General features: G+C 64.6%; 19 protein-coding genes. 8 read left to right on the top strand and 11 right to left on the bottom strand.

Features of this window, described 5'->3' with window-relative positions; translation table 11 throughout:
- Positions 1-451: 451 nt before the first annotated feature.
- Positions 452-2479 (top strand): TonB-dependent receptor, encoded by a 2028-nt coding sequence (locus tag ACH0AE_RS08180; protein ID WP_294443902.1) that lies wholly within the window; start codon positions 452-454, stop codon positions 2477-2479.
- A gap of 63 nt (positions 2480-2542) precedes the next feature.
- On the opposite strand, the gene ACH0AE_RS08175 is transcribed toward ACH0AE_RS08180, so the two are convergent.
- The 6 genes from ACH0AE_RS08175 to ACH0AE_RS08150 all read right to left on the bottom strand — a co-directional run bounded on the left by ACH0AE_RS08175 (position 2543) and on the right by ACH0AE_RS08150 (position 11129).
- Positions 2543-3424, bottom strand: coding sequence for an SDR family NAD(P)-dependent oxidoreductase (locus ACH0AE_RS08175; RefSeq protein ID WP_294443901.1), 882 nt, complete (start codon positions 3422-3424; stop codon positions 2543-2545).
- Between the two features lie 65 nt (positions 3425-3489).
- Complete coding sequence (locus ACH0AE_RS08170) at positions 3490-4188, bottom strand: TetR/AcrR family transcriptional regulator (protein WP_294443900.1); 699 nt, start codon at positions 4186-4188, stop codon at positions 3490-3492.
- A 46-nt stretch (positions 4189-4234) separates the two neighbouring features.
- Complete coding sequence (locus tag ACH0AE_RS08165) at positions 4235-5806, bottom strand: AMP-binding protein (protein WP_294443905.1); 1572 nt, start codon at positions 5804-5806, stop codon at positions 4235-4237.
- Entirely contained in the window at positions 5803-7449 is a 1647-nt protein-coding gene (locus tag ACH0AE_RS08160) for a carboxylesterase/lipase family protein (RefSeq protein ID WP_294443898.1), read from the bottom strand. Before ACH0AE_RS08160 ends, ACH0AE_RS08165 begins: the two co-directional genes overlap by 4 nt.
- Positions 7446-8753, bottom strand: coding sequence for an MFS transporter (locus tag ACH0AE_RS08155; protein ID WP_294443897.1), 1308 nt, complete (start codon positions 8751-8753; stop codon positions 7446-7448). The genes ACH0AE_RS08160 and ACH0AE_RS08155 overlap by 4 nt, the downstream gene beginning before the upstream one ends.
- A gap of 3 nt (positions 8754-8756) precedes the next feature.
- Complete coding sequence (locus tag ACH0AE_RS08150; protein WP_294443896.1) at positions 8757-11129, bottom strand: TonB-dependent receptor; 2373 nt, start codon at positions 11127-11129, stop codon at positions 8757-8759.
- 229 nt (positions 11130-11358) lie between these two features.
- Here ACH0AE_RS08150 and ACH0AE_RS08145 point away from each other — a divergent pair, with 229 nt between their 5' ends.
- The 3 genes from ACH0AE_RS08145 (at position 11359) to ACH0AE_RS08135 (ending at position 13349) form a co-directional block, all read left to right on the top strand.
- Positions 11359-11883 (top strand): phosphoribosyltransferase, encoded by a 525-nt coding sequence (locus tag ACH0AE_RS08145; RefSeq protein ID WP_294443904.1) that lies wholly within the window; start codon positions 11359-11361, stop codon positions 11881-11883.
- 431 nt (positions 11884-12314) lie between these two features.
- Positions 12315-12812: a cupin domain-containing protein gene (locus ACH0AE_RS08140; protein ID WP_294443895.1), complete on the top strand. Its 498-nt coding sequence runs from the start codon at positions 12315-12317 to the stop codon at positions 12810-12812.
- Positions 12813-12875: 63 nt separating this feature from the next.
- A complete protein-coding gene (locus tag ACH0AE_RS08135) occupies positions 12876-13349 on the top strand; it encodes a GNAT family N-acetyltransferase (protein WP_294443892.1) in 474 nt (157 codons plus the stop codon).
- A 62-nt stretch (positions 13350-13411) separates the two neighbouring features.
- On the opposite strand, the gene ACH0AE_RS08130 is transcribed toward ACH0AE_RS08135, so the two are convergent.
- A complete protein-coding gene (locus ACH0AE_RS08130; RefSeq protein WP_294443890.1) occupies positions 13412-13918 on the bottom strand; it encodes a gluconokinase in 507 nt (168 codons plus the stop codon).
- A gap of 547 nt (positions 13919-14465) precedes the next feature.
- On the opposite strand from ACH0AE_RS08130, the gene ACH0AE_RS08125 reads away from it, so the two are divergent.
- The 4 genes from ACH0AE_RS08125 to ACH0AE_RS08110 all read left to right on the top strand — a co-directional run bounded on the left by ACH0AE_RS08125 (position 14466) and on the right by ACH0AE_RS08110 (position 21015).
- Positions 14466-17480, top strand: a complete 3015-nt coding sequence (locus ACH0AE_RS08125; protein WP_294443903.1) for a glycosyl hydrolase family 28-related protein — start codon at positions 14466-14468, stop codon at positions 17478-17480.
- Between the two features lie 27 nt (positions 17481-17507).
- The gene (locus tag ACH0AE_RS08120; RefSeq protein ID WP_294443889.1) at positions 17508-18617 is read left to right on the top strand and encodes a Gfo/Idh/MocA family protein; all 1110 of its coding nucleotides are present in this window, start codon (positions 17508-17510) and stop codon (positions 18615-18617) included.
- Entirely contained in the window at positions 18614-19627 is a 1014-nt protein-coding gene (locus ACH0AE_RS08115) for an SMP-30/gluconolactonase/LRE family protein (protein ID WP_294443888.1), read from the top strand. Before ACH0AE_RS08120 ends, ACH0AE_RS08115 begins: the two co-directional genes overlap by 4 nt.
- 134 nt (positions 19628-19761) lie before the next feature.
- Positions 19762-21015: a DUF418 domain-containing protein gene (locus tag ACH0AE_RS08110; protein WP_294443887.1), complete on the top strand. Its 1254-nt coding sequence runs from the start codon at positions 19762-19764 to the stop codon at positions 21013-21015.
- Positions 21016-21038: 23 nt separating this feature from the next.
- Here the strand turns inward: ACH0AE_RS08110 and ACH0AE_RS08105 are convergent, their stop codons facing one another.
- From ACH0AE_RS08105 to ACH0AE_RS08090, 4 genes are all read right to left on the bottom strand, one after another.
- A complete protein-coding gene (locus ACH0AE_RS08105) occupies positions 21039-21422 on the bottom strand; it encodes a response regulator transcription factor (protein WP_294443886.1) in 384 nt (127 codons plus the stop codon).
- Positions 21423-21494: 72 nt separating this feature from the next.
- Positions 21495-22139 carry a response regulator transcription factor gene (locus tag ACH0AE_RS08100; protein ID WP_294443885.1) on the bottom strand — a complete coding sequence of 215 codons (645 nt, stop codon included), beginning with the start codon at positions 22137-22139 and terminating at the stop codon, positions 21495-21497.
- Positions 22136-23842 (bottom strand): sensor histidine kinase, encoded by a 1707-nt coding sequence (locus ACH0AE_RS08095; protein WP_406875627.1) that lies wholly within the window; start codon positions 23840-23842, stop codon positions 22136-22138. The genes ACH0AE_RS08100 and ACH0AE_RS08095 overlap by 4 nt, the downstream gene beginning before the upstream one ends.
- Positions 23839-24492 carry a sensor histidine kinase gene (locus ACH0AE_RS08090; RefSeq protein ID WP_294443883.1) on the bottom strand — a complete coding sequence of 218 codons (654 nt, stop codon included), beginning with the start codon at positions 24490-24492 and terminating at the stop codon, positions 23839-23841. The genes ACH0AE_RS08095 and ACH0AE_RS08090 overlap by 4 nt, the downstream gene beginning before the upstream one ends.
- Positions 24493-24538 lie beyond the last annotated feature (46 nt).

Genomic DNA, 24538 nt, shown 5'->3' with positions numbered 1-24538 from the left:
TAGTCGATTTAGGCGCGTCACCTCAGGTAGCTTTTCGCCGAGCGGGATTTGGCGCTCTAATGGACCGCGGCAGGTAATATTGCCTGACAAACATTAGCAAATGCCAGTTATTCGGGCGCGCATCGCCGGTCGCGGTAATATTACAATCGCGGTGTTAAGATCGTTACGTGTTTACCCTTATTCGCGCCTAACGTGCCGCAGAATACTGCACTGATGGCGACAGGCGTGTTGCTTACCTGCTCTCCAGCAAGAACGCGACGGGTCGGCGCGTGGATGAAGCGGCCTGATCCGCGTCGAACACCATTGGGAGGGACTTCTGGTCGATCCGAACCCAAGCACCCTCCGCTCTTTTCTGCATCCCAGTGAACAATGGGCCTGCGGACGCAAGGAAACTTCGCCACGCGCGCCACTGCGCCTTTCCTTTGTAATCTGCGCGGTATGCGCCACCGCAATGCTGCTCGCCAATGAGGTGGATGCCCAGCAGAGCGAGGCATCCGTGGACGAGCACCGCGATGCCATGAACGAAGCCGACATCGTTGTTTATGGGCGGGCGCTACCGCAGATCGGCATCGCCACAAGTGCATCTCAAGGTACGGTCGGTTACGAAGACTTCTCTAACCGACCCGTTTCGCGAGTAGGCGAACTGGCAGAAAATGTGCCAGGTCTGATAGCAACGCAGCACTCTGGCACGGGCAAGGCCAATCAGTATTTCCTCCGTGGGTTCAACCTTGATCACGGGACGGATCTTGCAGGCTACGTCGATGGCGTTCCGATCAATATGCGCAGCCATGGCCACGGCCAAGGATATCTCGATCTCAACTTCCTGATCCCCGAACTAGTCGAGCGGATCGACTACTCGAAGGGGCCATACAGCGCGGACGCGGGCGACTTTTCGGCGGCAGGTACGGTTCACTTCCGCACCTCCGATGCGCTGCCCACTACGATCGCCGAGGTTATGGTCGGCAGCAATGGCTATGCACGCGCGCTGGCGGCAGGCAGCACGCCAGTGGGCGAGGGTACGTTGCTGCTCGCGCTTGATGGAACGCTCTACGATGGGCCTTGGACACTCGCCGAGGATCTGCGCAAGGTAAACGGTCTTGCGAAATTCTCATCTGGCACGGACGCCAGCGGCTGGAGCGTGAAGTTCAGTGGCTATCATGCCACTTGGACGTCGACGGATCAGGTGCCGTTGCGGGCGATCGAAAGCGGCGCGATCTCTCGGTACGGGTACATCGACCCTGACCTGGGCGGTCGAACAACGAGGCTGGATCTCGCAGGCGAGTGGCATAGCGGCAGCACGCGCGCTTTGGCCTACGCGACCTACTATGATTTCAAGTTGACCTCCAATTTTACCTATTTCCTCAATGATCCGGTGAACGGAGACGAATTCCAGCAGGCGGATCGGCGCGGGATCTTTGGCGGGTCCGTGGAACACACCTTTGGAGAGGCGATGGTGTTCGGCGCGCCAGCAACCATCCTCGCGGGTGCCAATCTTCGATATGATTTGATCGACAAAGTGGGTCTCTACACGAGCACGGCGGGCATGCGCACCGGCACCATCCGCCAAGACCGCGTCGATGAGGTGAGCGGTAATGCCTGGGCGCAGATCGAAGCACGGGTTGCGCCATCGCTACGGCTGATCCTCGGCGGCAATTTCGCGCTCTACGGCTATGACGTGCGGTCAGAACTGGCCGCCAATTCGGGCTCCGGGAGCGATGCGCTTTTGTCACCCAAGGCCGGTCTCGCGTGGAGAATTGCGCCGGCTGTAGAACTCTATGCCAATTACGGCGACAGCTACCATTCCAACGATGCGCGTGGTGCAACCACGAGGATCGACCCCGCGACCGGCACGCCGGCGGATCCCGTTCCGCTGCTCGTACGTGCCCGCGGCCAGGAACTGGGCGCGCGCGTCGAGACGGGGGCAATGAGCGCTACTTTCGCGGCCTATCATCTGACGCTCGCGTCCGAGCTCGTCTTTGTCGGCGATGCAGGAACAACTGAGCCGAACGCCGCCTCGCGACGCTACGGCGCGGAGGCGACATTGTTTTGGCGCATCAACGACACATTGGTGCTCGACGCGCAGGGCGCGCTCACCAATGCCCGTTTCAGGGGCGTACCGAAAAGCGAGAACCGCATCCCCAACGCAGTGAGCGAGGTAATCTCGGGTGGCGCAACATGGACACCCGTGCCGGCATTGACCTTGACCGCGCGACTGCGGCACTTCGGCGCCGCGCCGCTCGTGGAGGACAACAGCGCGCGGTCTGATCCTACCACCTTGGTCAACGCCGGTGCTTATTACCGGATCGGCAAACTGCGCGTCGGGCTCGATGTGCTCAACGTCTTCAATAGCCGGAAGGCGGACATCACTTACTTCTACGCGTCGCGCCTGCCGGGCGAACCGGAGGAGGGGGTGGAGGATTATCACCTCCATCCGGTTGAGCCGCGACAAGTGCGCGCGTCGCTTCGTTACAGCTTTTAGGCACAGTCCAGCGCCGCCGCCAATATCGGCTGCCGACAAGAACGGCAGGAAGATGTGGCTACCTCACGCGCAAGCGGCGCGGGCGCTTTCCACTTCTCGTTCGGCCTGGACGAAGCCGTAATCCGGGATGATCTCGCCAGCACGATCGGATACCTGCTGCCACTTGGCGAGTAGCGTCTCGCCGGCCTCCGGGCCGCCCCCGATGTGGGCGCCTTGGGTGAGTGTCACGTTGGCGCAGGCGAAATGGCCCGCGCCGGCGTTCAGGATCGTGCGGGTCGGCGCGTCGGGGCCAACCAGCGCGAGCAGCCCGGGGCTGACCAGCGCCGGGTCGAGCGCGGCGAGGCTTTCGTCCGATAGCACGCCTTCGGTCATCTGGGTCGCCGCGGTCGGCGCCAGGCTGTTCACGCGGATGCCGTATTTCTCGCCCTCGATCGCCAGCGTCTGCATCAGGCCGACGAGAGCCATCTTCGCCGCGCCGTAATTGGACTGGCCGAAATTGCCGTACAGGCCAGAGGAGGACGTCGTCATCACGATCCGGCCATAGCTCTGCGCGCGCATCGTATCCCACACGGCCTTGCTGCAGATCGCTGCGCCCATCAGGTGTACGTCCACCACGAGGCGGAAATCATCCATGGTCATCTTGGCGAAACTCTTGTCGCGCAGGATGCCGGCATTGTTGATCAGGATGTCGATCCGCCCCCAGTCGTCGGTGACCTTTGCCACCATCGCGCTGATGGCCGCCTCGTCCGTCACCGAAGCGGCAACTGCCATGGCGCGGCCGCCCCGCGCGGTGATCTCGGCTGCAATCGTCTCGGCAGACTCAAGCGAAAGGTCGTTGACGACCACACTGGCGCCCTTGCCGGCCAGATAGAGTGCATGGGCGCGGCCCAGCCCACCGCCTGATCCGGTGACGATTGCGACCTTCCCGTCCAGCATCCTGTTCATCCTTCTCGCATTTCACTAACTAGCCAGTGAGTATTGGAAGTGTGGCGCGGCGTTAGCCCGCCTCCTCAGTTCTTGGTTCGCTCGTGACAGATGTCGCGCAGCCCAGCGGCCATGAATGCGGCCATGCGCGCCTTCACCGCCTCGAAATCGTCGGACCGGCACAGCCCGTTCGAAAGCTTGTCGATGCGGCCCGTGCGCGCGAGCGTGACCATCAGCGCGCCCGTCACAAAGTGATAGCCCCAGTAGATGTCTTCCTCGGCGCAACCCGGCAGCGCCTTCTTCAGCAACGCGATCAGCCGCAGCACCACGGGGTCGAAATGCTCGTCCATGAGTTCTGCGCCCCATTCTGGCGTATTGGCAACCAACGCGCCGAGCGCCCCGTAATTCTTCCAGCCTTCCCCGCCCTTGATGTAGAGATCGAGGTCGGTGTCGAGAAACGCGTGAAGCGCCCCTTCGACGGTCGGCTTGTCGCCGCTGGCAGCCTCATATTCATCGAGCGCGCGCATCCGCTGTTCGCTGGTCACCACGGCGCGACGTGCAAAGACCGCATCGAACAGCTTTTTCTTGTCCTCGAAATAATAGTTCATCAGCGTGTGATGCACACCGACGCGCTTCGCCACGTCCTTCAGTGTCACGCCATGAAGGCCATGTTTGGAGAACAGGAACTCGGCTTCGTCGAGGATCTGTTCCATCGTGTCAGCGCGCTGTTCGGCCTTGGTGGTACGGCGACGGGGCTTCTTCTGCGGCGTTTCGATAGCGGTCACGCGGTCGACTGTCCCTTTGCTTGGCGCGCCTTGCCCGCCGCTTTCCTCAAGCGCCTCCATGCTCGGCCCGCAACCGTATCTTGTCGATCTTCCCCGTGGGGGCAAGCGGCAGGGCCGGTAGCCTGACGACAGCGTCAGGCACCCACCAGGGCGCGACGCGGCCAGCCAGCGCCGCCAGCAGGCCATCGTCGCCTAGAGCTTCGTCGCGCATTTCAACCAGCAGGATCGGTCGCTCGCCCCACTTCGGATCGGTACGTCCGATTACCGCGGCCTGCGCCACTTGCGGCAGCGCGCCGATGATCGCCTCGATCTCGGCCGGGTTGATCCATTCGCCGCCCGACTTGATCAGGTCCTTCGCCCGGCCCGTAATGATGAGGTTGCCGTCACGATCGATCCGCGCCAGATCGCCGGTGGCGAACCAGCCGTGCCCATCGGTGGCCGGGGTGTCCTGGCCGAAATAGCGCTCGATCACTGCGGCGCCGCGCACGCGTAGATGCCCTTCGATGTCGCGCTGCTGGGGCAGGGGGGTGCCGTCCGCGTCGGTAAGCAGCAGGTCAACGCCAATGGCGGGCTTGCCCGATGCGGCAGCGGAGCGTGCTGGATCATGCGGCGGCGAAACGGTGCCGGAGGGAGACAGCTCCGTCATCCCCCAGCTGGTCTGGACGGAGACGCCAAGCCGCTGCTCGAGCCGCTCCATCAACGCCGGCGGCATGGGAGCGCCGCCAACGATGATGCGATTCAGGGTCGGCACCTCCTCGCCGGTTGCGTCAAGATGCTCCACCAGCCCCAGCCAAACCGTCGGCACGCCGACGCCCACCGTTACCCCAGCCTCCCTGATCAATCGTGCAAGGCTCGCGCCGTCGTTGCGTCGCCCGGGCAGCACCAAGCGGCCACCAGCGGCGGGAACGGCAAATGGCAGGCCCCAGGCGTTGGCGTGGAACATCGGTACCACGGTGAGCACCGCATCAGTTCGCGCGATGGCCATCACATCCGTCTGCAGCGTGCGCAGCGTGTGGAGGAAACTCGAGCGATGCGTGTAGGTGACGCCCTTGGGCGCGCCGGTCGTGCCGGACGTGAAGCACAGTCCGGAGGGCGCCGTCTCGGGGAAGGCACCCCAGGCGACACTCGTCGTCACCGTTTCGATCAGCGGCTCAAGCGCTTGCGCCCGAGCAGTCGGCGTCACTTCGCCATCGATGACCAGAACCTGCCCGATGTTGCTCGCCAAACGCGCAATGTCGTGCGCAAGAGGAAGAAGGTCAGTGCTCGCAATGAGCAGCTTCGCCTGCGACTGTCGGGCCATTTCGGCGAGTTGCGTCGCCGTCAGCCGCGGGTTCAGCGTGTGGCAGATCGCGCCCATGCCCATGACGCCATACCATGCCTCGACATGCGCTTGGCTGTTCCATGCCAGCGTGGCGACGCGATCGCCAGGCTCGATGCCGAGGTCGGAGAGCACGCCGGACACTCGCCGAGCGCGGTCATGCAGCGCGGCGTATCCGATCCGTCGCACGCTTCCGTTCTCCTGCGCCGTGACCACTTCCGCCTCGGGGTTCCATTTGGCGGCATGCGTCAGGAACTTGTCCAGCGTCAGCGGAAAGTCCTGCATTGATCCGTCGATCATCGGCAGCCCGCCGCCTTCGTCAAGACCGGTGAGGCGAGGCCCGCGTTCCAGTTCCATGGCTGGTCGCCCGCAGCGCGGCGCCGGCACATCGCCGCCTCGTGCAGCGTGAACATGCCGGGGGACAGCCTCGTGCTGGGCTTGGGTGCCTGGGTAAACGCCATGTAATGGCCGGCATCACCGAACGGCTGCCATTGCGGCTCACTAGTTGCGACGGGCTGACCGGTGCGCGCGAACGACAGCCAATATTCCATCATCGCGGCAGACAGCCGCCGGTCGACCACGCCATCCGGGCCCTTCGGCCACAACGGCGGCGTGTTGCCGTTGGTACCGAAGACGTAGGGGATTTCGGCAGCGTGAAAGGCGTGAAGGCCGTTCTCGCTCGCCGCCGGATAGGCATGGTCGAAATAATAAAGGTACCCTGGCCGCCCGATCGCGGTTTGGCCGATTGCCAGCCGATGCGACGTCCAGCCGTAGAGCGCGTCGCGCGTCGTCGCGAGCATCGATTCGCCGATGCTGCTCGATGGGTAAAGCCGCAGGAACGGCTCGGCGAGATCGCCATAGCGATCCTTGATCGTCGCTTCATAAGCGGCAGCATTGGCGGGGGCGGGGGGTAGCAACATGCGGAGCGAGCGCACTTCACCAGCATTATAGCCGGTCAGCACCGGAACCCGCGCTTGCTCGCCGCGGTCCCAAGTGTCGACCAGCTGGCGGGTGAGTAGCTTGCCGTCGATGGTGCCCCACGGGCCGTAGCCCTTCATCGCCGCATTCTGGGTCAGCGTTCCGGCGTCCATCTCGCGTAAGCCCGCAAGATCCTTCGCGCCCAGCGTCGTCATGATCTGCTTGCCAGCGTCTTCAGCGGCCGGAAGGCCGTGGCGGGCCTGCTTCAGTTCCGGCGCCGTAATCATGTAGGCGCTTTGCGCGATCGCCTTGTGGAACAGGCCGCGCGCCTCCGGGCTCGTCATCAGATACATGACGCTGAGTGCCCCGGCGGACTCGCCGGCGATGGTGACATTGGCGGGATCGCCGCCGAACGCCGCGATGTTGCGCTTCACCCAGCGAAGCGCTGCCATTTGATCCATCAGGCCGTAGTTGCCGGAGATGCCGTCGGGAGATTCCTTGCTCAGCTCCGGATGTGCCAAATAACCAAGGATGCCGAGGCGATAATTGATCGAGACGATGATGGCGCCGAGAGCGGCCATCCTCGCACCGTCGTACATCGCCTCATGACCATAGCCACTGACCAGCGCGCCGCCATGGATCCACACGACCACCGGCAGGTCCTTGGCGTCCTGCGGCGCCCAGATGTTGAGCGCCAGGCAGTCCTCGCTCATCCGCTGTGGCGGATTGGCGTAGATGTTCGTCCCCGGGAAGGTCGGCTGTACGCAGGCTGCAGCGAAGCCGTTCGCTGGGCGCACGTCCGTCCAGAGCTTGGCGGGCACGGGCGGCTTCCAGCGAAGCGTCCCGATCGGCGCTTCCGCATAAGGAATGCCCTTGAACACCCGCACCTTACCCTGTGTGGTACCCGCCACCGCGCCATCTGGCGCGCGGACGATGGGAGCATTGGCGGATGCAGGGCCGGCCGCTGCAGGAATGGCAGCTGCCAGCAGGGACGCCGCGAGTGCGGTGCCAGTTGATGATGTCATGCGCGCGTTTCCTCGCGGCGAAGCAGTCGCGCCAGCCACAGGAACAGCGCGATCGCGATGAGATAGAAGGGCGTCAGAGTATAAAGCGCGGTCTGCAGCGCATGGCCGTCACCCTGCGCCTTGAACCAGTCGCTCGCCTGACCGACCCACGTCGGCCCCAGACCCAGCCCGATGAAGTTCATGATCAGCAGCAGCAGCGCGCCCGACAGCACGCGTTGGTCTGGCCGTACCTCTTCCTGCACCAGCGCCACGGACGCAGAGAGGTAGAAATAGTTGAACACCATGACCACCGACAGCAGCATCAGCGCCATCGGCCAGGTGGGGGCCCAGATGAAGCCGAGGTAGAATGGCATTGCGATCGCCAGCGACATCGCCGGAGCGGTCGCATAGCCAACGCGTGTGCGGCGTGCCATTCGGTCGATCACGCGGCCGGAGACGACCATGCCGCCGCCCATGCCGATGGCCAGCACCAGCGCATACCAGACGGCGACGTCGCTCAGCTCCATGCCCTTTTCGCGCATCAGGAACAGGACCGCGAAATTGCCCAGGCCATAAGTGACGAACTGGGTCGCTCCGCTGCCCAGCGCCGCCAACATCAGTACCGGATTTGTCAGGAACATGCGGACGGTGGACCAGAAGCCGGCAGGCGGCACCGCTGCAATGGCGTTGGCCCCCGCCGGGTCGGTCGCGCCGCGCGGAGGTTCCTTCATGAAGATGCGCAGCAGTACTGCAGTGACGACGCCTACGGCGCCGATGATGATGAACGGCATCCGCCAGCCGAAATGCTCGGCGATCAGCGCACCGAATGCGACGCCAATCGCAGCGCCGATTGCCGGGCCGAGATTGAAGATACCGAACGCGGCGGCGCGCTTGCCCGGCGGATAGGTGTCAGTAATGATCGCATAGGATGGCGGCACGCCGCCCGCTTCGCCGAAGCCGACGGTCATGCGCGCGATCACCAGCTGGGTGTAGTTCTGTGCCAGCCCGCAGGCGACGGTAGCGCCGCTCCAGATCGCGCAGGCCAGCGACAGCACCGTGACACGGCTGGATCGATCCGCCAGCCAGCCCACCGGGATCGCGATGAAGCAATAGAACATCGCGAAATACAAGCCGCCGATGAGGCCCAGCTGGCCGTCTGTAACGCCGAGCGAGTCTTGGATCGGCTTGGCGACAATGCCGATCAACTGGCGATCGAGGAAGTTCAGCACATAGACGAACGTCAACGTCGCCAGCACGAAGGCCGGCCGCTGCGCACGGGGGCTCGCCCCGTGCGCTTCAACCGCCGCGCTGGTGGCCGCGGTCATCGATCAGATCCCGTAGCCGAGGCGGATCCCCACGGTCCTCGGCCGCAATGTGCCGAAGCGGCTGACGAGGAACGCCTCCGGATGGATGTAAGTGATCGAATGATCATCGAAGACGTTCTCGACATACAATTGCCCCGTCCATGCACCACGTTTCACGCCAAGGTTGACGTTCACGTTCACATATTCGTCGGTCTTGCCGAACGTTGACAGGCGGAGGTTCGGATTGCCGGGCGTGTTCGGGAAGGAACTGTTGTACGATCCCACATATTGCGCGTTCACCGCGAACGTGCCCTTGGTGCTTTCGCCAAGATCAAAGCCGATCGAGGTATAGGCTGCGCCCTGCAGCCGCGGCGCTGACAGGCGATGTCCCAGCACCGCGCCGGAAATCGCTGCCTCTTCCGGCGTCAGCTTTGTGATCTTGGAATCATTGTATGCCGCATTGAAGCCGATGAAGACGTCAGTGGCGGGGATGATCCCCATCTCCACCTCGAAGCCCTTGCTGCGCGCCGCGCCAATGTTGGTGGCGAACTGCACCGAGTCCGACACGCGGTTGGCCTGCGCCTGGATATTGCTCCAATCGATCAGGTACGCGGCGACGTTCATCGTCACGCGTCCGTCGAGCCAGCGGCCCTTTGCGCCGATCTCATAGCTTTCGAGCCGGTCCGACGATGCGCCATTGGGAATGATGATGTCATTCTGGTCGACGACGCTCGCGCGGCCTGCGAAGGCGTTGACGATCGGCGCACGAAAGCCGGTGGAGAAGGTGGCATAGGTCGTCACCGTGTCCGTCGGCTTGAAGGAGGCGCTCGCCTTCCACTGCGGCTTCTGGCCTTTCGCCTTCACACCCTCGGCCGCTTCGTACGCGGGGAAGCGATTGAATGGCAGGTTGCGCACGTTCCCCAGCGCAAGCTGCAGATAGTTCAGGTCGACCCCGAACTCTGGATACGTCGCCATCGCGAGATAGCCGCCGGCTTCGGTGAACGCCTGCGCCGAGATGCGGCCATAACGCATGCCGCCCGTCAGCCAGAAGCGATCGGAGAAGCGATACGTCAGCTCGCCGAATCCGGCGAGTTCCTCGTTGATCTGGTGCGTGTACTGCTTCTGGTAATATTGGTCCGGCAACCCAGCCATGCCGCGCGCGGCCAGGAACTCCGGGTTCGAACGATAGAGGAAATCAGTATCGCGGCGACGCTTCAGGTAGAAACCGCCCAGCGTGAACTGCAGCGGCCCATCCAGCGTCGAAACAAAGCGCGTCTCCTGCACGAACACCTTGTCATAGGCATTCGCATCGAGCCCGAAGGCGATCGGCGCGCCCGGGAAGGAGCCTGCCGGGAAGGTGCCGGCGAGATCCAGCCAGAAGCGCTGGTCGAAGTCAGAGAAGGTCGAGGAACTGGTCAGACGTGCGAAATCGAACTCGTAATCGATCGTCGCGTTGGCGATCAGCTGCTTGCCGGTGAACCGGTCCGGCTGGTCGGAGATACGCTTCTCGCGGCCGAGCGACGGGCTGGTGAGCGATGAGTCCTTCGGGTCGCTGTCTTCGTAGGAGCCGAGCAGCTTGATCGACAAACGATCGGTCGGCTTCCACAGCATCGTCAGCCGGCCCCCCCAGTCCACGAGCGTGTTAGAATTGCGCACGCCGGTCCCGACGTTGTCGAGATAGCCTTCTTCATGGCGGTAAAAGCCGACGCCGCGGATCGCGAGCTTGTCGCTGACGATCGGCACGTTGACCATCAGGTTGTAGCGCTGGCGCAGGCTGTCGGAGCCGGTCAGGCCGATGTCGACGAGCGCCGACGTGTCGAAATGATTGAGATCCGGGCTCTTGGTCAGGATGCGCATCGCGCCCGACAGGGACCCCGAACCGAACAGTGTGCCCTGCGGACCGCGCAGGAATTCGACGCGTTCGACGTCGAAAAGGTTCGGATCGACAACGGTAGTGTTGCCGATCGTCGAGACCGGCAGCTCGTCAATGTAAACGGCGACCGAGCTTTGCAGATTGGCGTTATAGCCGTTTGTCGCGATGCCGCGGGCGGTGAAGTTGTTGAAATTCTGCGTTGGGCGGTTGAGCACGACGCCCGGGGTCTCGCGTGCGATCCCTTCGAAGCCGACAATGCCTTTTTCGGTCAGCTCCTGCTGCTGAAACGCGCTGACGCTGATCGGCACGTCCTGAATACGCTCGGCCCGGCGCGTCGCCGTGACGTAAATGTCGCCGGAATCGATCGCATCATCGCTCGCGCTAGCCGTCAGATCGCCCGCAGGCTGATTAGTGCTGGCCTGATCGGTCCCAACCTGATCTGAAACCGGCGCGTCCTGCGCAGCTGCCGGTGCAATTGAGATAAGCGTCATCGCCGCAGCGGACGCCAGCAACATGGCCCTCATCGATCCCCTCCCTAAACCCAAGCCTGAGCTTGTTGGGTTTCTGGGTGCCCGAAATGGTTACATGTGTCAACACTCACTCTCTCGAGCGTGAGTATCTGAACTGGCTCGACGGTCGGGGCAGGCTTCGTGTAGGAATCGGTCGTCGCACATCAGCGTCGACGTTCGCGGCACCTATCGGGTCGCCGACAGTTGCCGCCGTGGCTTAAGATCTTTCGACCACAAGCGAGGTATCGTGGCGCCCACCCTTACTTTCATCAGCCATGATGCTTTCGCGGCGGATGTGCGTGCGCTTGCAGCGGCGCTGACGGCCACGCCTGACTGGCAACCCAGCCTGCTCATCGGCATGGGGCGCGGCGGCTTGGTTCCCGCCGTGTATCTAAGTCATGCAGCCGATCTGCCGATGATCTCCTGTGACTTGTCGAGCCACGCGACGGCGTTCGCGGATGCGACGCTAGCGCGGCTCGCGGAGCGCACGCGCGACGGCACCCGGCTTCTCTTCGTGGACGATATCAACGACAGCGGCCGCACCATCGGCCTGTTGCGCCGCCGCCTCTCCGATTTCGACGCAGCGCCGGGCAGCGTCCGCTTCGCGACGTTGCTGGACAATGAGGTGTCGGCCGAGCGGGTCGAATATTGCGCCAGAACCATTGATCGCCGTGTGGTCAAGGATTGGTTCGTCTTCCCATGGGAGGCGCTCGCATCGAAAGAGGCAATTGCGGAGGACGCAGCAGAGGTTCCGGAACGAATTCAGTAGCGCAGAGCATCCCGCGCCGATTCGAGTCGCCAGATCGTGGCAGAGCGAATGGCTTCGCAAGGTTGCAGGATGGTCGATCGGAGATGAGGCTGGTTCGAGTTGTCGGCGGGGCGCTGCGTCTCGAGCCGGGCGTCGGCAAACGGCGCCATTGGCCGGCGGCGCGGGCTGGACCGATCCGCGTCATTCAGATAACCTGCGGTCTGAATCTGGGTCGACCGTTTTCTCTCGATCGTCGGCGTCCGGTCAGACGCCGGATTGGAAGGCCAGACCTCTGGCGCCACCTTTTGCCCCGGCTTGTCCCGTCGACCTGCCTCGCTCGTGCAAGGTAATTAGGCCGCAGCCGGACGCACCGCAGCCGCGACTTTTGGCGTACTTGCGGTGACTGCAATGCGCTCCCTACGCCCGAGCTTCTTGCTGCGGAGATCGTCACGATGCGCCTTCTTCCCCATCTGCTTTGCCTAGGCAGCGCGGTCTCGATCAGCCCGGCCGTGATCGCGCAGACGATTCCTGCCGACGCGGCAAGCGCGTCCGAAATCCGCGCCCGCGTCGCTGTGCTTGCCGAGAGGATGGGCGCCAGCAGCTTTGCCTATGATCCATTGTTGATGGATGGCGAGACGGTCGCCGCGCTGGAGTATTGGAAGGCACCGGGAAAGCCGGCAGTTCACCCTGATGCGGCCGAATATGCCATTGTCATCGAAGGCGCGGGGACGCTGGTCTCGGGCGGTACATTAGTGGCGCCCCGCACGACCAAGCCAGGGCTGGTCGAGGGACGCCGGATCGAGGGTGGCACATCCCGAACACTGTCTCCGGGAGACATTATCTTGATCCCCGCCGGCGTGCCGCACTGGTTCGGGATCGAGGGCAAACTAGTACTGCTGGGAATGAAACTGCCGCGGCTGGCATCGGCGGATCAGCCCGCGAAGCGCTGACCAAATCATGTTGCCTGATCCGCGATTGCGACAATGCGGCTGAAGCCATGATATGATTTGATGATGATGAAGCCAGCAATCACGATCCGGCGCGCTCAGGCGGCCGACTTTCCGACTCTAAAGCTGGTGCTGCGTGAAACCTTCACGAGCACGTGGGAGCCAGAGGTGACGAGCGAAGCGGCTGCCCGCTACCTGGACAGGTCGGTCGAATATGTTGAGGAGCGCGGCCACTTGTTTTGGGTCGCAGTTCGCGAGGCTGCGGTCGTTGGCCTTCTCGATTTCCATGCGAACTTCGTCCACGCGCTGCATGTCCGCCCGTCGGTCGCGCGTGCCGGCGTCGGCACCATTCTCATGGAAAAGGCGGAGGCCGAGATTGCCGCCGCCGGCTTCCCTTCCGCCCGCCTCGAAACGGATACGTTCAACAGCCGAAGTCGCGCCTTTTATGCTCGCCGCGGTTATCGCGAGATCGATGAATATCCCGATCAGGAATGGAACAGCGGCCTGACGACCCTTCTGCTGGAAAAACAGCTAGCCTGACGGTCACTTACCCAGCGCACCAAGACGACTGGTATGGGAGTGGTTGATGCAAGCTGCGACGCTCAGGCGCCGCCTGCGTCCAGCCATTCCAGCGCCATGCGGCACAAGTCCGGCGGAGCTGCGCTCGATCGTAACGTCAGCACTGCCTCGTCAGCCGTTGGTCGCTCCAGTGTCGCCAACTGACTGTTGAGGAGGCTCGCGGGCATGTAGTGGTCCGTTCGGTCGGACAATCGGCGCACCAGTTCATCGCGATCATTATCGAGCAATATGAAGCGCATATGCCCTCCGGCCGCGGCTGCCAGTCGCTCGCGATAGGATCGACGTAACGCCGAGCAGGCCGCCACGGCGCAACCGTTTGTCGCCGCCGCTTCGCCCAGAGCATGCCCAACGCGATCAAGCCATGGCCAGCGATCGGTATCGTCCAGCGGCTGTCCCGCGCTCATCTTTGCGATCGCGGCTGCGTCGTGGAACTCATCGCCCTCGAGAAACGGGCAACCGAGCGCATCGGCTAATAGCCTGCCGAGCGTCGACTTGCCGCTGCCGCTGACGCCCATGACCACGATCGCCATCGGCGCGTTCCTGTTCGCGACTTGTTGGTCCACGTCGGCACCCCGCTGGCTTGCCCGCCCATCACCGGACGACGAGTGGGTTCGCCGCCTGACTAGCTGCGGCTCTCGCGTGCCGGAACTACGACCATGGTCGCGGATGCTCTGCCACCCGGCGCGGCTTATCAACTCGTCCATGGGGCGGCGGCACGTATCACTCGTACATAGGAGGGAGAATGCGGACCACGGCTCTACTGGCGACGACGCTGCTGACGCCGGCTCTCTCGACGTAAATCGCGTCTACGATCTCTCGACTTGTTGAACGCGGGTTTCAACGTCGACAATCTGTTCGACCGCGATCCGCGACCTTCACCGCAGAGCAACACCGGTATGGCATCAACCAGCAACTCTATGACATCACTTGCCGTGTTTATCGCGCAGGCGTCCGCTTCAAGTTCTAACCGCTGGGCAGCCGGGTTCGGCTGCCGCTGATCCCCCAACTGTCCCGGCGCCCCGGCCGGGACACTTTTTTATCAAGGAGGCCGGCGTGAAGCGTCGCATTGTTTGCACCATGGCGGCGTTCGCCGCAGCGCTCGTCGCGAGCACTTCTGCTCTGGCGCAGGCTTCCGCTTTTCTCGCCGCGCCGAACGACGCGCGTGCTACCACAGTTCGCGGCATTGGGGATGGGCGGGCGGACGACACCGCAGAGATCCAGCGCGCGATCGACGAAGCTGCGGACCAGGGTGGCGGTGGCATCGTGTTCCTGCCTGAAGGCACCTATCGGATCACGCGCACCGTCTACATCTGGCCGGGCGTGCGACTGTTCGGCGTCGGGAATGCGCGGCCCAAGATCGTACTTGGGGACCGCACCCCCGGCTATCAGCGCGGGCTTGCGAACATGATCATTTTCGCGGGCGCACGGCGGGTCGAGCCGGGGCAGGTGCGCGTCCCGTTCCCGCCGCCCGGCAGCGTGCCGTTCGATCCAAACATTGCAGACGCCAACCCGACCACGTTCTACTCCGCGATGAGCAATGTCGATATCGTGATTGGAAAGGGCAATCCGGCTGCCGTCGCCATTCGCTTCCACGTCGCGCAGCACGCCTTCGTCAGCCACATGCGGTTCGATCTCGGCTCCGGCCTCGCCGGGCTCTATCAAGTCGGCAACATTGGCCAAGACTTGCATTTCCGCGGTGGCCGCTACGGTATACTGACCGAGAAGCCGTCGCCCGCATGGCCTTTCGCACTGATCGACGCGACTTTTGACGGGCAGCGTGACGCGGCGATCCGGGAGCACGAAGCGGGCCTCACATTGGTCAACGTCTCGATCCGCGACACGCCAGTCGGGGTCGACATCGACAAGGGCTATGGCGACTGGCTTTGGGGCAAGGATGTCCGCTTCGAGAATATCGGCAAGGCGGCAGTCGTCATCTCGAACGAGAACAACGTCTATACGCAGATCGGGTTCGAGAACGCGCTTGCCAGTGGCACCCCGGTCTTCGCCCGCTTTCGCGAGAGCGGCCGGACGGTTGCCGGGCCCAGTGCCTCCTACAAGGTAAGCGCATTCAACTACGGCCTCGCCGTGCCGGCGCTGGGCCGGATGGGAACGTACAAGACGGTGATGGACGCATCGCCGCTACCGGCGCTGCCAGAGCGCCGCGCCCCTGCGATCCGCGCACTTCCGCCCACCAGCGAGTGGCGCAATGTTAGGCTGGATGGTGCCAAGGGCGACGATCGCACCGACGATACCGCGGCCATCCAGCAAGCGATCAGCGGCAATCGCGTCGTCTATTTTCCGGCCGGCCGCTACGTCGTCACCGATACGCTGAAGCTGCGGCCGGACAGCGTCCTCATCGCCCTGCATCCGAACCTGACGCAAATCATCCTGCCGGATGGTACGCCCGCATTTCAGGGTGTCGGCACGCCGAAAGCATTGGTGGAAACGGCGCGGGGCGGAGACGCGATCGTTTCCGGCCTCGGGCTCTTCACCGGCGGCATCAACCAGCGCGCGACGGCCTTGCTGTGGATGGCCGGCGAGAATTCGCTGGTCGACGACGTCAAGTTCCAGGGTGGCCACGGCACCGACCTAGCCGGCGGTAAGCGCTTCAACCCCTATAACGCAACTGCAACCGGCGATCCCGATCCGGCCAAGCGCTGGGACGCGCAATATCCGAGTCTGTGGGTTACACGGGGCGGGGGCGGCACGTTCAACAATATCTGGACCCCGAACACCTATTCGCAGGCGGGCTTCTACGTCTCCGATACCGAAACGCCCGGCCACCTCTATCAGATGTCAGCCGAACATCATGGCCGGGTCGAGATCGCGCTCAACCGCGTCGCGAACTGGGAGTTGCTCGCGCCACAAACCGAAGAGGAGGGCGGGGAAAGTCGCGATGCGGTGGCGCTGGAGATCCGCGACTCCCGCGACGTCTTGGTCGCCAATCTCCACGCCTATCGCGTGACCCGCACGAGCAAGGCGAAGCCGGCGGCCGTGACGCTCTACAACAGTCGCAACATCCGCTTCCGCAATGTCCACGTGAACGCCGAAAGCGGGCTCGGCACCTGCGACGAGAATGGCTGTGCGACCTATTTGCGCGCGAACAAGTTCCCGTACGAAAATGCCATCGTCGACGTGCCAAGCGGGCTCCAGGTGCGCGAGCGCGAGTTCGCCATGCTGGACATCGGATCGGAGCTGCCGGCAGCCCCTACGCCAGCCCGGATTGGCGAAGGCGTGGTCGAGAAGCTCGCCGGTGGCTTCGATGCGCTGGGCGGCGCAGTCACGACGCCGGATGGCACGCTTTATTTCGTGGATCGCACGCAGCAGCGCATCTTTCGCTGGGACGAAGCGCGCGGCCTCGGCATTGAGCGCGATAACACGCTCGACGCGATCAACCTTGCCGCGGACCAGTCCGGCAACCTGCTGGTTCTCTCCGCCTCGGGGCGCAACGGCACGGTCTACAGCTTCCGCCCTGGCTCGCCCGAGACCGAGCTCACGGTGTTGCCAGCGACGCCGGCCCGGCCGCTTGGCGAGGCGCGCATCGCACTGCCGGGCAACTGGTGGAACAATGGCGAGTTCAAGGACCAACTCGACACGAAGACGCTGCAGTTCCCGACGCTGGCGGAGATGTTCGCCCGCGATGTTGCGGTGCCCCCCGCCCAGCAATATGTCTCGACGGATGGCAGCATTGTCCTGCCTGCCTATCGTGTGTTCCAGCAGGGGCCAGCTGATTTCCGCGCACGTCGTTTCTCCCCGATGCTCGATACCTATGGCTTCGTCGCCGGACAGCCAGGCGGCCGCGTGCACGTCAGCAATGCGTCAGAGGCGCGGACATATAGCGCGCTGGTGACTCCGACCGGTGCGCTTACGGATCTGAAGGTCTTCGCGGATCGCGGCGGCGAGAGCGTCGCAACCCATCCTGACGGACGCGTGTTCATCGCCAACGGGCAGATCTTCGTTCACGACAAGGACGGGCGTGAGATCGGGCGGATCGATATGCCGGAACGGCCGATCCAGCTGGTCTTTGGTGGGGCCGATGGGCGCACCTTGTTCATGCTGGCGCATGGCGGGCTCTATCGCGTCCGCCCGTAACTTTGACGCCTGGAGAGGGAGAGGGCGATGATCGAGTGGAACAGGCGAACCGTGCTGCAGGGCATCGGTGCGGGCGTGGCGAGCGTCGCGCTGCCGGCGGGTGCTAAGGCTCAGGCGGGCGCGCCGCCGCGCAAGCTAGGCTATGCGATCGTCGGCCTTGGCAGCTACGCCACGCGGCAGATCATGCCGCGGCTGAAGGACTGCGAGTTCGCCCGGCTCACCGCGCTGGTCAGCGGCACGCCCGAGAAGCTGGAGCGCTTTGGCAGCGAATATGGCGTGCCTAAGACGCATCGCTACAGCTATGCCGATTACCATCGGATCCGCGACAATCCGGATATCGACATCGTCTATGTCGTGCTGCCCAACTCGATGCACGCCGAGTATTCGATCCGGGCAAGCCAAGCCGGCAAGCATGTGATGTGCGAGAAGCCGATGGCGGTTTCCGCGACAGAAGCAGAGGCGATGATCGCGGCGGCGCGCAAGGCGGACCGCAAGCTGATGATCGGGTATCGCAGCCATTTCGAGCCGTACAATCAGCGGGCGATCGCGCTGGTGAAATCCGGGTTTGTCGGGCGGCCGACGCTGATCACCGCGGAACACGGGTTCAATGCGCAGCCGAACCAGTGGCGGCTCGACCGGCCGTTGTCGGGCGGCGGTTCGCTGATGGACATCGGCATCTACAGCCTCAACGCGGCGCGCTATCTTGCCGGTGAGGAGCCGGTGGAAGTGGTCGCCACCGAGGCGACCGATCGTAATGATCCGCGTTTCCGAAACGTAGAGGATCGCATTGATTTCCAGATGAAATTTCCGTCGGGCGTGATCGCCAATTGCGTGTCGAGCTATTCCTCCGGGCACAACGCCTATCGCGTGACGGGAACCAGGGGCTGGGTGGGAATGGAACCGGCGACGCCCTATGAAGGCCACCAGATGTGGACCAGACAAAACGGCAAGACCGAGCAGGTGACGCTGCCGACGCCGAAGAAGAACCAGTTCGTGGCGCAACTCGATCATTTGCCGGAGAGCATCCTGACCGGGGTGCCGCTGCGCGCGTCCGGCGAAGAGGGGCTGCGCGACATGAAGTTGATCGAGGCGATCTATCGTTCGGCCCGGGAACGGCGTGCAGTGGCGTTGGTATGACGGTTTTTCGACGGTCGGTTTTGATCGGCATTGGTTCGACTTTGGTCGCCAGTGGCGCGCGAGCGGGCACGGGTGGTACGGGAAAGATCACCCGTTTCGACGCTGCGCTCGATCAACTGCTCAATACCGCCAGTCCGATCGAGGTGATCGCGGACGGGCTGCGGTGGGCAGAGGGGCCGGTGTGGGTGCGGGAGGGCGGTTACCTGCTGTTCTCCGACGTGCCGGCGAATGTCGTCCACCGGTGGCGGAAGGGCGAGGGGGCGCGGCCGTTCCTGGCGCCGTCGGGACTCGCCGGGCCGGTCCCGGCGGGGATCCGGGAGGCGGGGGCGAACGGCCTGGCGATCGACGCGGACGGCGCACTGATCATGGCGGACTCGGGCACGCGCGCGATCGCACGCGTCGATCTGACGACGAAGCGCAAGACGATCCTGGCGGACCGGTTCGAGGGCAAAAGGTTCAACAGCTGCAATGACGTCGCGATCGCGCGCGACGGCGCGATCTATTTCACCGATCCGCCCTATGGCCTTGCCGATGGTGACGCGTCGCCGCTGAAGGAGCTGGCGTTCAACGGCGTCTATCGGGTGGTGCCCGGCGACGCGCCGCAGTTGATCGACCGCAGCCTTCGCCGGCCCAACGGCGTCGCGCTGTCGCCGGCCGGAGATCGGCTGTACGTCGCCTGCTCGGATGAAGCGGCACCGGAAATCCGCGTCTATGATCTGGGGAAGGACGGGCTGGCGACGGGACCCGGACGGCAGTTCGTCGACTTCGCCCCAGAGCATGCCCGAGGGCTGCCGGGGCTGCCCGATGGGCTGAAGGTTGCCGCATCCGGCCATCTGTTCGCGAGCGGGCCGGGCGGTATCTATGTCATCACGCCGGAGGGGCGGAAGCTGGGGCTGATCGCGACCGGCAAGGCGATCGCCAATTGCGCTTTCGGCGAGGATGGGCGCACGTTGTTCCTCGCGTCGAGCGACAAGGTGGCGCGGGTGCGGCTGAAGACGTCCGCCTGGTGAGGGAAGAGCAGATCAAGCCTATACCTAGGTAGCTATACGTAAGCAGACTGGCGGGGCCTAGATCCCCCGCCAGGGTCTCACGGCCCGATCCCGGACCATGTGCAAGCGTTGGAGCAGGCGTGACCCCTCAAGGCATGAACTCACCCCCCGCGCGCGATACGACCGCCCGCCGGCCGCGCATCCAATCGCTCGACGTGATCCGCGGTATGGCGATCCTCGGTATCCTTGCCGTCAACGCGGACGGCTTTGCCGCACCGCAATCGGCGTCGCTCAAGCCGCTGCTGTGGATGTACCCGAATGAGGGTTGGACCGCCTTTTCCTATTGGATCATGGAGACCTTCTTCCACGAGAAGTTCCTGATCATCTTTTCGATGCTGTTCGGCGTGTCGCTGTTCCTCGTCGGAGGCGACGGCAGTGATCGACAACGCAACAGGATGCTCGTCCGGCGCCTTGCCGTCCTGCTGCTGTTCGGCCTCATCCACGGCTTCGCCATCTGGTGGGGCGACATCCTGTCGCTCTACGCCGTGACCGGCTTCCTCATGGCGCTGGCCCGCGGGTGGCGGCCAAAACTGCTGCTGCTGGGCGGCATCGCGCTTTATGGCGGGATGGCGATCGCGACCATTCCGGGTGCCGCACTGCCCTTCGCCTCCCCGCAGGCCCGGCAGGACGCGATTGTGGCGATGACGCCCAAGCCGGAGGCGATCGCCGAGCGCAAGGCCGTTGTCGCGACGCGGATCGAGCAGGCGAAGGCGTCCTGGGCCGGGGCCTACAGCCTCAATGCGCAGGAGTATCGCAACCTGCTGTCGGGAGACCCGTGGCTGATCCCGTCGACGCTCGGGCTGATGATGACCGGGCTCGGGTTGTTCAAGACCGGGTTCCTAGCGGGTCGATCGAGCCGCCGGCGATACCTGATTGCGCTGGCGGCAGGCGCGGTTGCGTTGATCCCGACGGGCTGGATCGCCTGGCAGGTCGCGGTGCTGGAGCGCCCGATCCCCGGCGCGCATGGTGCGGTGCTGCTTCTGTCACCCTTTGTGTCGCTCGCTTATGTCAGTGCGCTCATCCTGCTGCTGAACGGCGGCGCGGCGCGCGTTCTGGCGCCGCTTGCCGCGGCCGGGCGGATGGCCTTCACCAACTACATCAGCCAGTCGCTGATCATGACGTCGATCTTCTACGGCGGGCGCGGCGGGGTGATGGGAGAGGTTGACCGGCCAGGGCTATGGGCGATCACCATCGCCGTCTGGGCGCTGCAGCTCGCCTGGTCCCCCTGGTGGCTGGCCCGGTTCGAGATGGGGCCGCTGGAATGGGTGTGGCGCTGCCTGACGATCGGGCGCCGTATCCCGCTGCGCAAGAGGAACGATGGGCGGCCGGGCGAACCGGTCGGGGCCTGAGCGCTGTCGCGCACCGGCTTGCATCAGGGGCGGGGGTGGATCGCCCCCTCGATGGCGGCGAGTAGCGCATCGGGGTCGATCGGCTTTGACAGGAAGGCACGCGCACCATGGCCAAGTGCCTCGTCGCGCGCCTCGTCGGTGGGATAGGCGGTCATCATGATCAACGGCTGGAGCCAGTGACGACGCGCCATTTCGCGCTGGAGCTCCAGCCCTGACATCTCGGGCATGTGCACATCGGTGACGATGCAAGACAGGGCGTCCGCCGTCAGATCACCGAGGAGATCCCGCGCGCGGGCGAAGCAGCGCGCGCCGTGGCCGGCGGAGCGCATCAGTGCGTCGAGGCTTGCCCGTACGTCAGGATCGTCATCGACGATGGCAATGAGCGCGGATCGCTGCACAGGCTGCACAGATGGGTACTCCGGAACTGCGGCGCCGGGCGCCGATACGATAGAGATGCGCGGTCGCGCATTGCCGCTCCATCAGACGGAGGTCTGATAGCGATGGGCGCTTTCGTCGCGGACGGCGAGCGCCTCCGCCATGCGCACGAGATCGGCGAGCGACTGCGCCTCCATCTTGCGCATCACGTTACCGCGGTGGATTTTCACCGTGATTTCGGAAAGCTGCAGCCGGCCGGCGACCTGCTTGTTCATCAGCCCGGCGACGACCAGCGCCATCACCTCGCGCTCACGCGGCGTGAGCCGGCTGTAGAGCCGGTGCAGCGCAGCCGTGTCGGCAGCAGCAGCGCGCCGCGCGCGATCCGCCTCCACGGCGGCCGAGACGGCATTCAGGATCTGCTCCTCGCTGAACGGCTTGGGCAGCACGTCAACCGCGCCGGCGCGCATGCCGCGCACCGTCATCGGGATATCGCCGTGACCCGTGATGAGCACGACCGGAAGCGAGTGGCCGAGCGCTGCCAGCCGGTCCTGGAAATCGAGCCCGCTTTGCCCGTGAAGCCGGATGTCGAGGAGCAGGCACGAAGCGCCGGCCAAATGCCCGCCTTCGAGGAACGCCTCCGGCGAATCGTACAGGATCACGTCGAACCCGGCCGAGCGCAGCAGGCTGCCGAGCGAGGCGCGCACGTCCGGATCGTCGTCGATCACGCAGATGCAAGGCGTTGTCGTCATGTCGTCAGCTCGCTGTTTCGAGCGGCGGGCAACCGGAAGGTGAAGGTTGCGCCGCTTTCGGGGTTGTTGGCGGCGAGCAGCCGTCCGCCATGCCGCTCGATGATCGAGCGGCAGATCGACAGGCCCATGCCGAGCCCGGCCGGCTTGGTGGTGAAGAAGGGCGCGAACAGCGCCTCTGGATCGCCCTGGATGCCGGTGCCGCAGTCGCTGACGTTGACGATCACCTCGCCATCCTCGGCGACGGCCTTCACGCACAAGGTGCGCGCGTCATCGGGCAGCTCCATCATCGCCTGCTCGGCGTTCAGCATCAGGTTCATCACCACTTGCTGGATCTGGATCGGATCGCCTTTGACGGGCGGGAGCTCGGGCGCGATGTCGAGCTGCAGCCCGACGCCGTTCGCGTTGAGATCGAGGCTGAGCAGCGCGGCCGTTTCCTCGACCAGTCGGCCGAGCGACATCAGTCGCTGCTGCGGCTGGCTGTTGCGGGCGAGCGCCCGGACGCGGGCGATCACGTCCGAGGCGCGGCCGCCGTTGGCGGCGATCTGCTCCAGGCACGTGATTGCCTCAGCCGTCTCGGGCACGTCGCGGTTCAGCCAGCGCTTGCCCGACATGGCATAGGCCATGATGGCGGAGAGCGGCTGGTTCACCTCATGCGCGATCGAGGCGGCAAGCTGCCCCAATGTCGTCACGCGCGAAACATGAGTGAGCTCCGCCTGTGCCTGTTTGAAGCGAGCCTCGGCGCGGCGCCTTTCGGTGACGTCCATCGCCATCAGCAGCACGCGCTGCCACTGGCCGTCACTGGGGGGCAGGGTGACGTGGACCACCACGTCGACCAGATCACCCTGCGCGGTGCGGAAGCGCGCCTCTTCCACGATCGTCGTCTCGCCGCGGATCAGCGCCGCGATGATGCGGCCGAACGCAAACTCCGCCGCCGGTGTTAGGTGATCGGCGATGGTGTTGCCGATCAGCGCGGCGCGATCGTCAAGGCCGAACATCGTCGCGGTTGCATCGTTCGCATCGCGAATGATGCCGCTGCGCGCCGCCTCCTGCAGGACCCGGTGATCGTGCAGTTCGCCCGATCGCAAGGTGCGATACGCGTCGGACCAGTCCTCTTCCCAGATTGGCAGCGCGGCGGCGTTGAAGATCGTGCGGTAGCGAAGCTCGGACTCGCGCCGCGACTTGGCGATCTTCTGGTTGCGCAGGCACAGCAGGGTGGTGATGCCGATCGCCACCAGGCTGACCGCTAGGCGCACCGCGGGTGAGCCGAACGGCTCGTACAAATGGCTGATGAGATAACCCGCAAGCGCCAGCCAGATGACGAACAGGGAAGTGCCGATGATGAGCAGGGGGCGTTGCGTGCGCGCGATCAGCAGCACGACGGTGGTGTAGAGGACGGCGACCGCGCCCTGCAGCGGGCTCAGAACGTCGAGCAGGAAGATGACCAGCGCGAGCAGCATGGCCGCGCCGCCGTACACCCGCTGAAGCAAGCGTTGGCCTGAGGGGTCCTCCCGCATCATCGCCTCCATCAGCCCGGCTACACGGCCGAGCGGAGGGAGGCTGACGCGAGGTTCGTCGATGCGCAACCGGCAATCACCCGTAGCGGACGCAGGCGGTGCCGGGATGAACTCTGCCGGTGCCGCGGATGGCGGATCGATGCTGACGGAACCGCTTTCCGCCCGGTCGCGCAGTTCGGCGTCGGTCATAGCGGCACGCGCAGGATGAAGCGGGTGCCGGGCTGTTCGTCCGCCCAGGTCAACCGGCCGCCGATCCGCGCCGACATCATGGTGATGAGCTGCATGCCGAGGCTGGGGGACTGGGCGCCTGCCTCCGCAGAGAAGCCGCATCCGCGATCTGCCACCTGGAGCACGTATTCGCCGCGCTCGCGGCGCAGGGTGACGTGCACCTCGCCCGGCTCATCGGCGCGATAGGCGTGCTTCCAGGCATTGGCGACCAGCTCGGACGTGATCACGCCGATTGCGGTGGCGCTGGCGGTTGCCACTTCAACCGGGTCCGCCGTCAGATGCACCCGGCGGCCCTGCGCGGGGTCCGCGAAGCTTTGCTCCAGTCCGGTCACGATCGCGCGGAGATAATCGTGGAGCGCCACGCGGTCGGCCCGGCGCGTCTGGTGCAGGTGGCGATGGAGGCTCGCCATGGCGGCGATGCGGTGCGTCGTCATGTGCAGAACGTCGCGCGCGACCTCGTCGGTCAGGTTGCGCGCGGCGAGCGCGATCATCTGGATCAGGAGCTGGAGGTTATTGGCGATCCGGTGATTGCTTTCGTCCACCATGTCCGGTTCGCGCAGCGCCGGGAGGACGATGCACTCGGCTGATGGATCGGCAGCGATGGTGTCCATGATCGTCAGCCCCCAGGCGTTATGGTGTCGCCATCATCGCGCGGGG

Origin of the sequence: Sphingomonas sp. 179-A 2A2 NHS (assembly GCF_045371305.1) — a bacterium.
Classification (GTDB): Bacteria; Pseudomonadota; Alphaproteobacteria; order Sphingomonadales; family Sphingomonadaceae; genus Sphingomonas.
This window is presented reverse-complemented; position numbering and strand designations above follow the sequence as displayed.

Coding starts and splice junctions, on each gene's coding strand:
- ACH0AE_RS08120 (WP_294443889.1), top strand. CDS start 17,508: ATGATCGAGTGGAACAGGCGAACCGTGCTGCAGGGCATCGGTGCGGGC.
- ACH0AE_RS08125 (WP_294443903.1), top strand. CDS start 14,466: ATGGCGGCGTTCGCCGCAGCGCTCGTCGCGAGCACTTCTGCTCTGGCG.
- ACH0AE_RS08165 (WP_294443905.1), bottom strand. CDS start 5,806: ATGATCGACGGATCAATGCAGGACTTTCCGCTGACGCTGGACAAGTTC.
- ACH0AE_RS08135 (WP_294443892.1), top strand. CDS start 12,876: ATGATGAAGCCAGCAATCACGATCCGGCGCGCTCAGGCGGCCGACTTT.
- ACH0AE_RS08175 (WP_294443901.1), bottom strand. CDS start 3,424: ATGAACAGGATGCTGGACGGGAAGGTCGCAATCGTCACCGGATCAGGC.
- ACH0AE_RS08100 (WP_294443885.1), bottom strand. CDS start 22,139: ATGACGACAACGCCTTGCATCTGCGTGATCGACGACGATCCGGACGTG.
- ACH0AE_RS08090 (WP_294443883.1), bottom strand. CDS start 24,492: ATGGACACCATCGCTGCCGATCCATCAGCCGAGTGCATCGTCCTCCCG.
- ACH0AE_RS08140 (WP_294443895.1), top strand. CDS start 12,315: ATGCGCCTTCTTCCCCATCTGCTTTGCCTAGGCAGCGCGGTCTCGATC.
- ACH0AE_RS08110 (WP_294443887.1), top strand. CDS start 19,762: ATGAACTCACCCCCCGCGCGCGATACGACCGCCCGCCGGCCGCGCATC.
- ACH0AE_RS08180 (WP_294443902.1), top strand. CDS start 452: ATGCTGCTCGCCAATGAGGTGGATGCCCAGCAGAGCGAGGCATCCGTG.
- ACH0AE_RS08160 (WP_294443898.1), bottom strand. CDS start 7,449: ATGACATCATCAACTGGCACCGCACTCGCGGCGTCCCTGCTGGCAGCT.
- ACH0AE_RS08150 (WP_294443896.1), bottom strand. CDS start 11,129: ATGAGGGCCATGTTGCTGGCGTCCGCTGCGGCGATGACGCTTATCTCA.
- ACH0AE_RS08095 (WP_406875627.1), bottom strand. CDS start 23,842: ATGACCGACGCCGAACTGCGCGACCGGGCGGAAAGCGGTTCCGTCAGC.
- ACH0AE_RS08155 (WP_294443897.1), bottom strand. CDS start 8,753: ATGACCGCGGCCACCAGCGCGGCGGTTGAAGCGCACGGGGCGAGCCCC.
- ACH0AE_RS08130 (WP_294443890.1), bottom strand. CDS start 13,918: ATGGCGATCGTGGTCATGGGCGTCAGCGGCAGCGGCAAGTCGACGCTC.
- ACH0AE_RS08115 (WP_294443888.1), top strand. CDS start 18,614: ATGACGGTTTTTCGACGGTCGGTTTTGATCGGCATTGGTTCGACTTTG.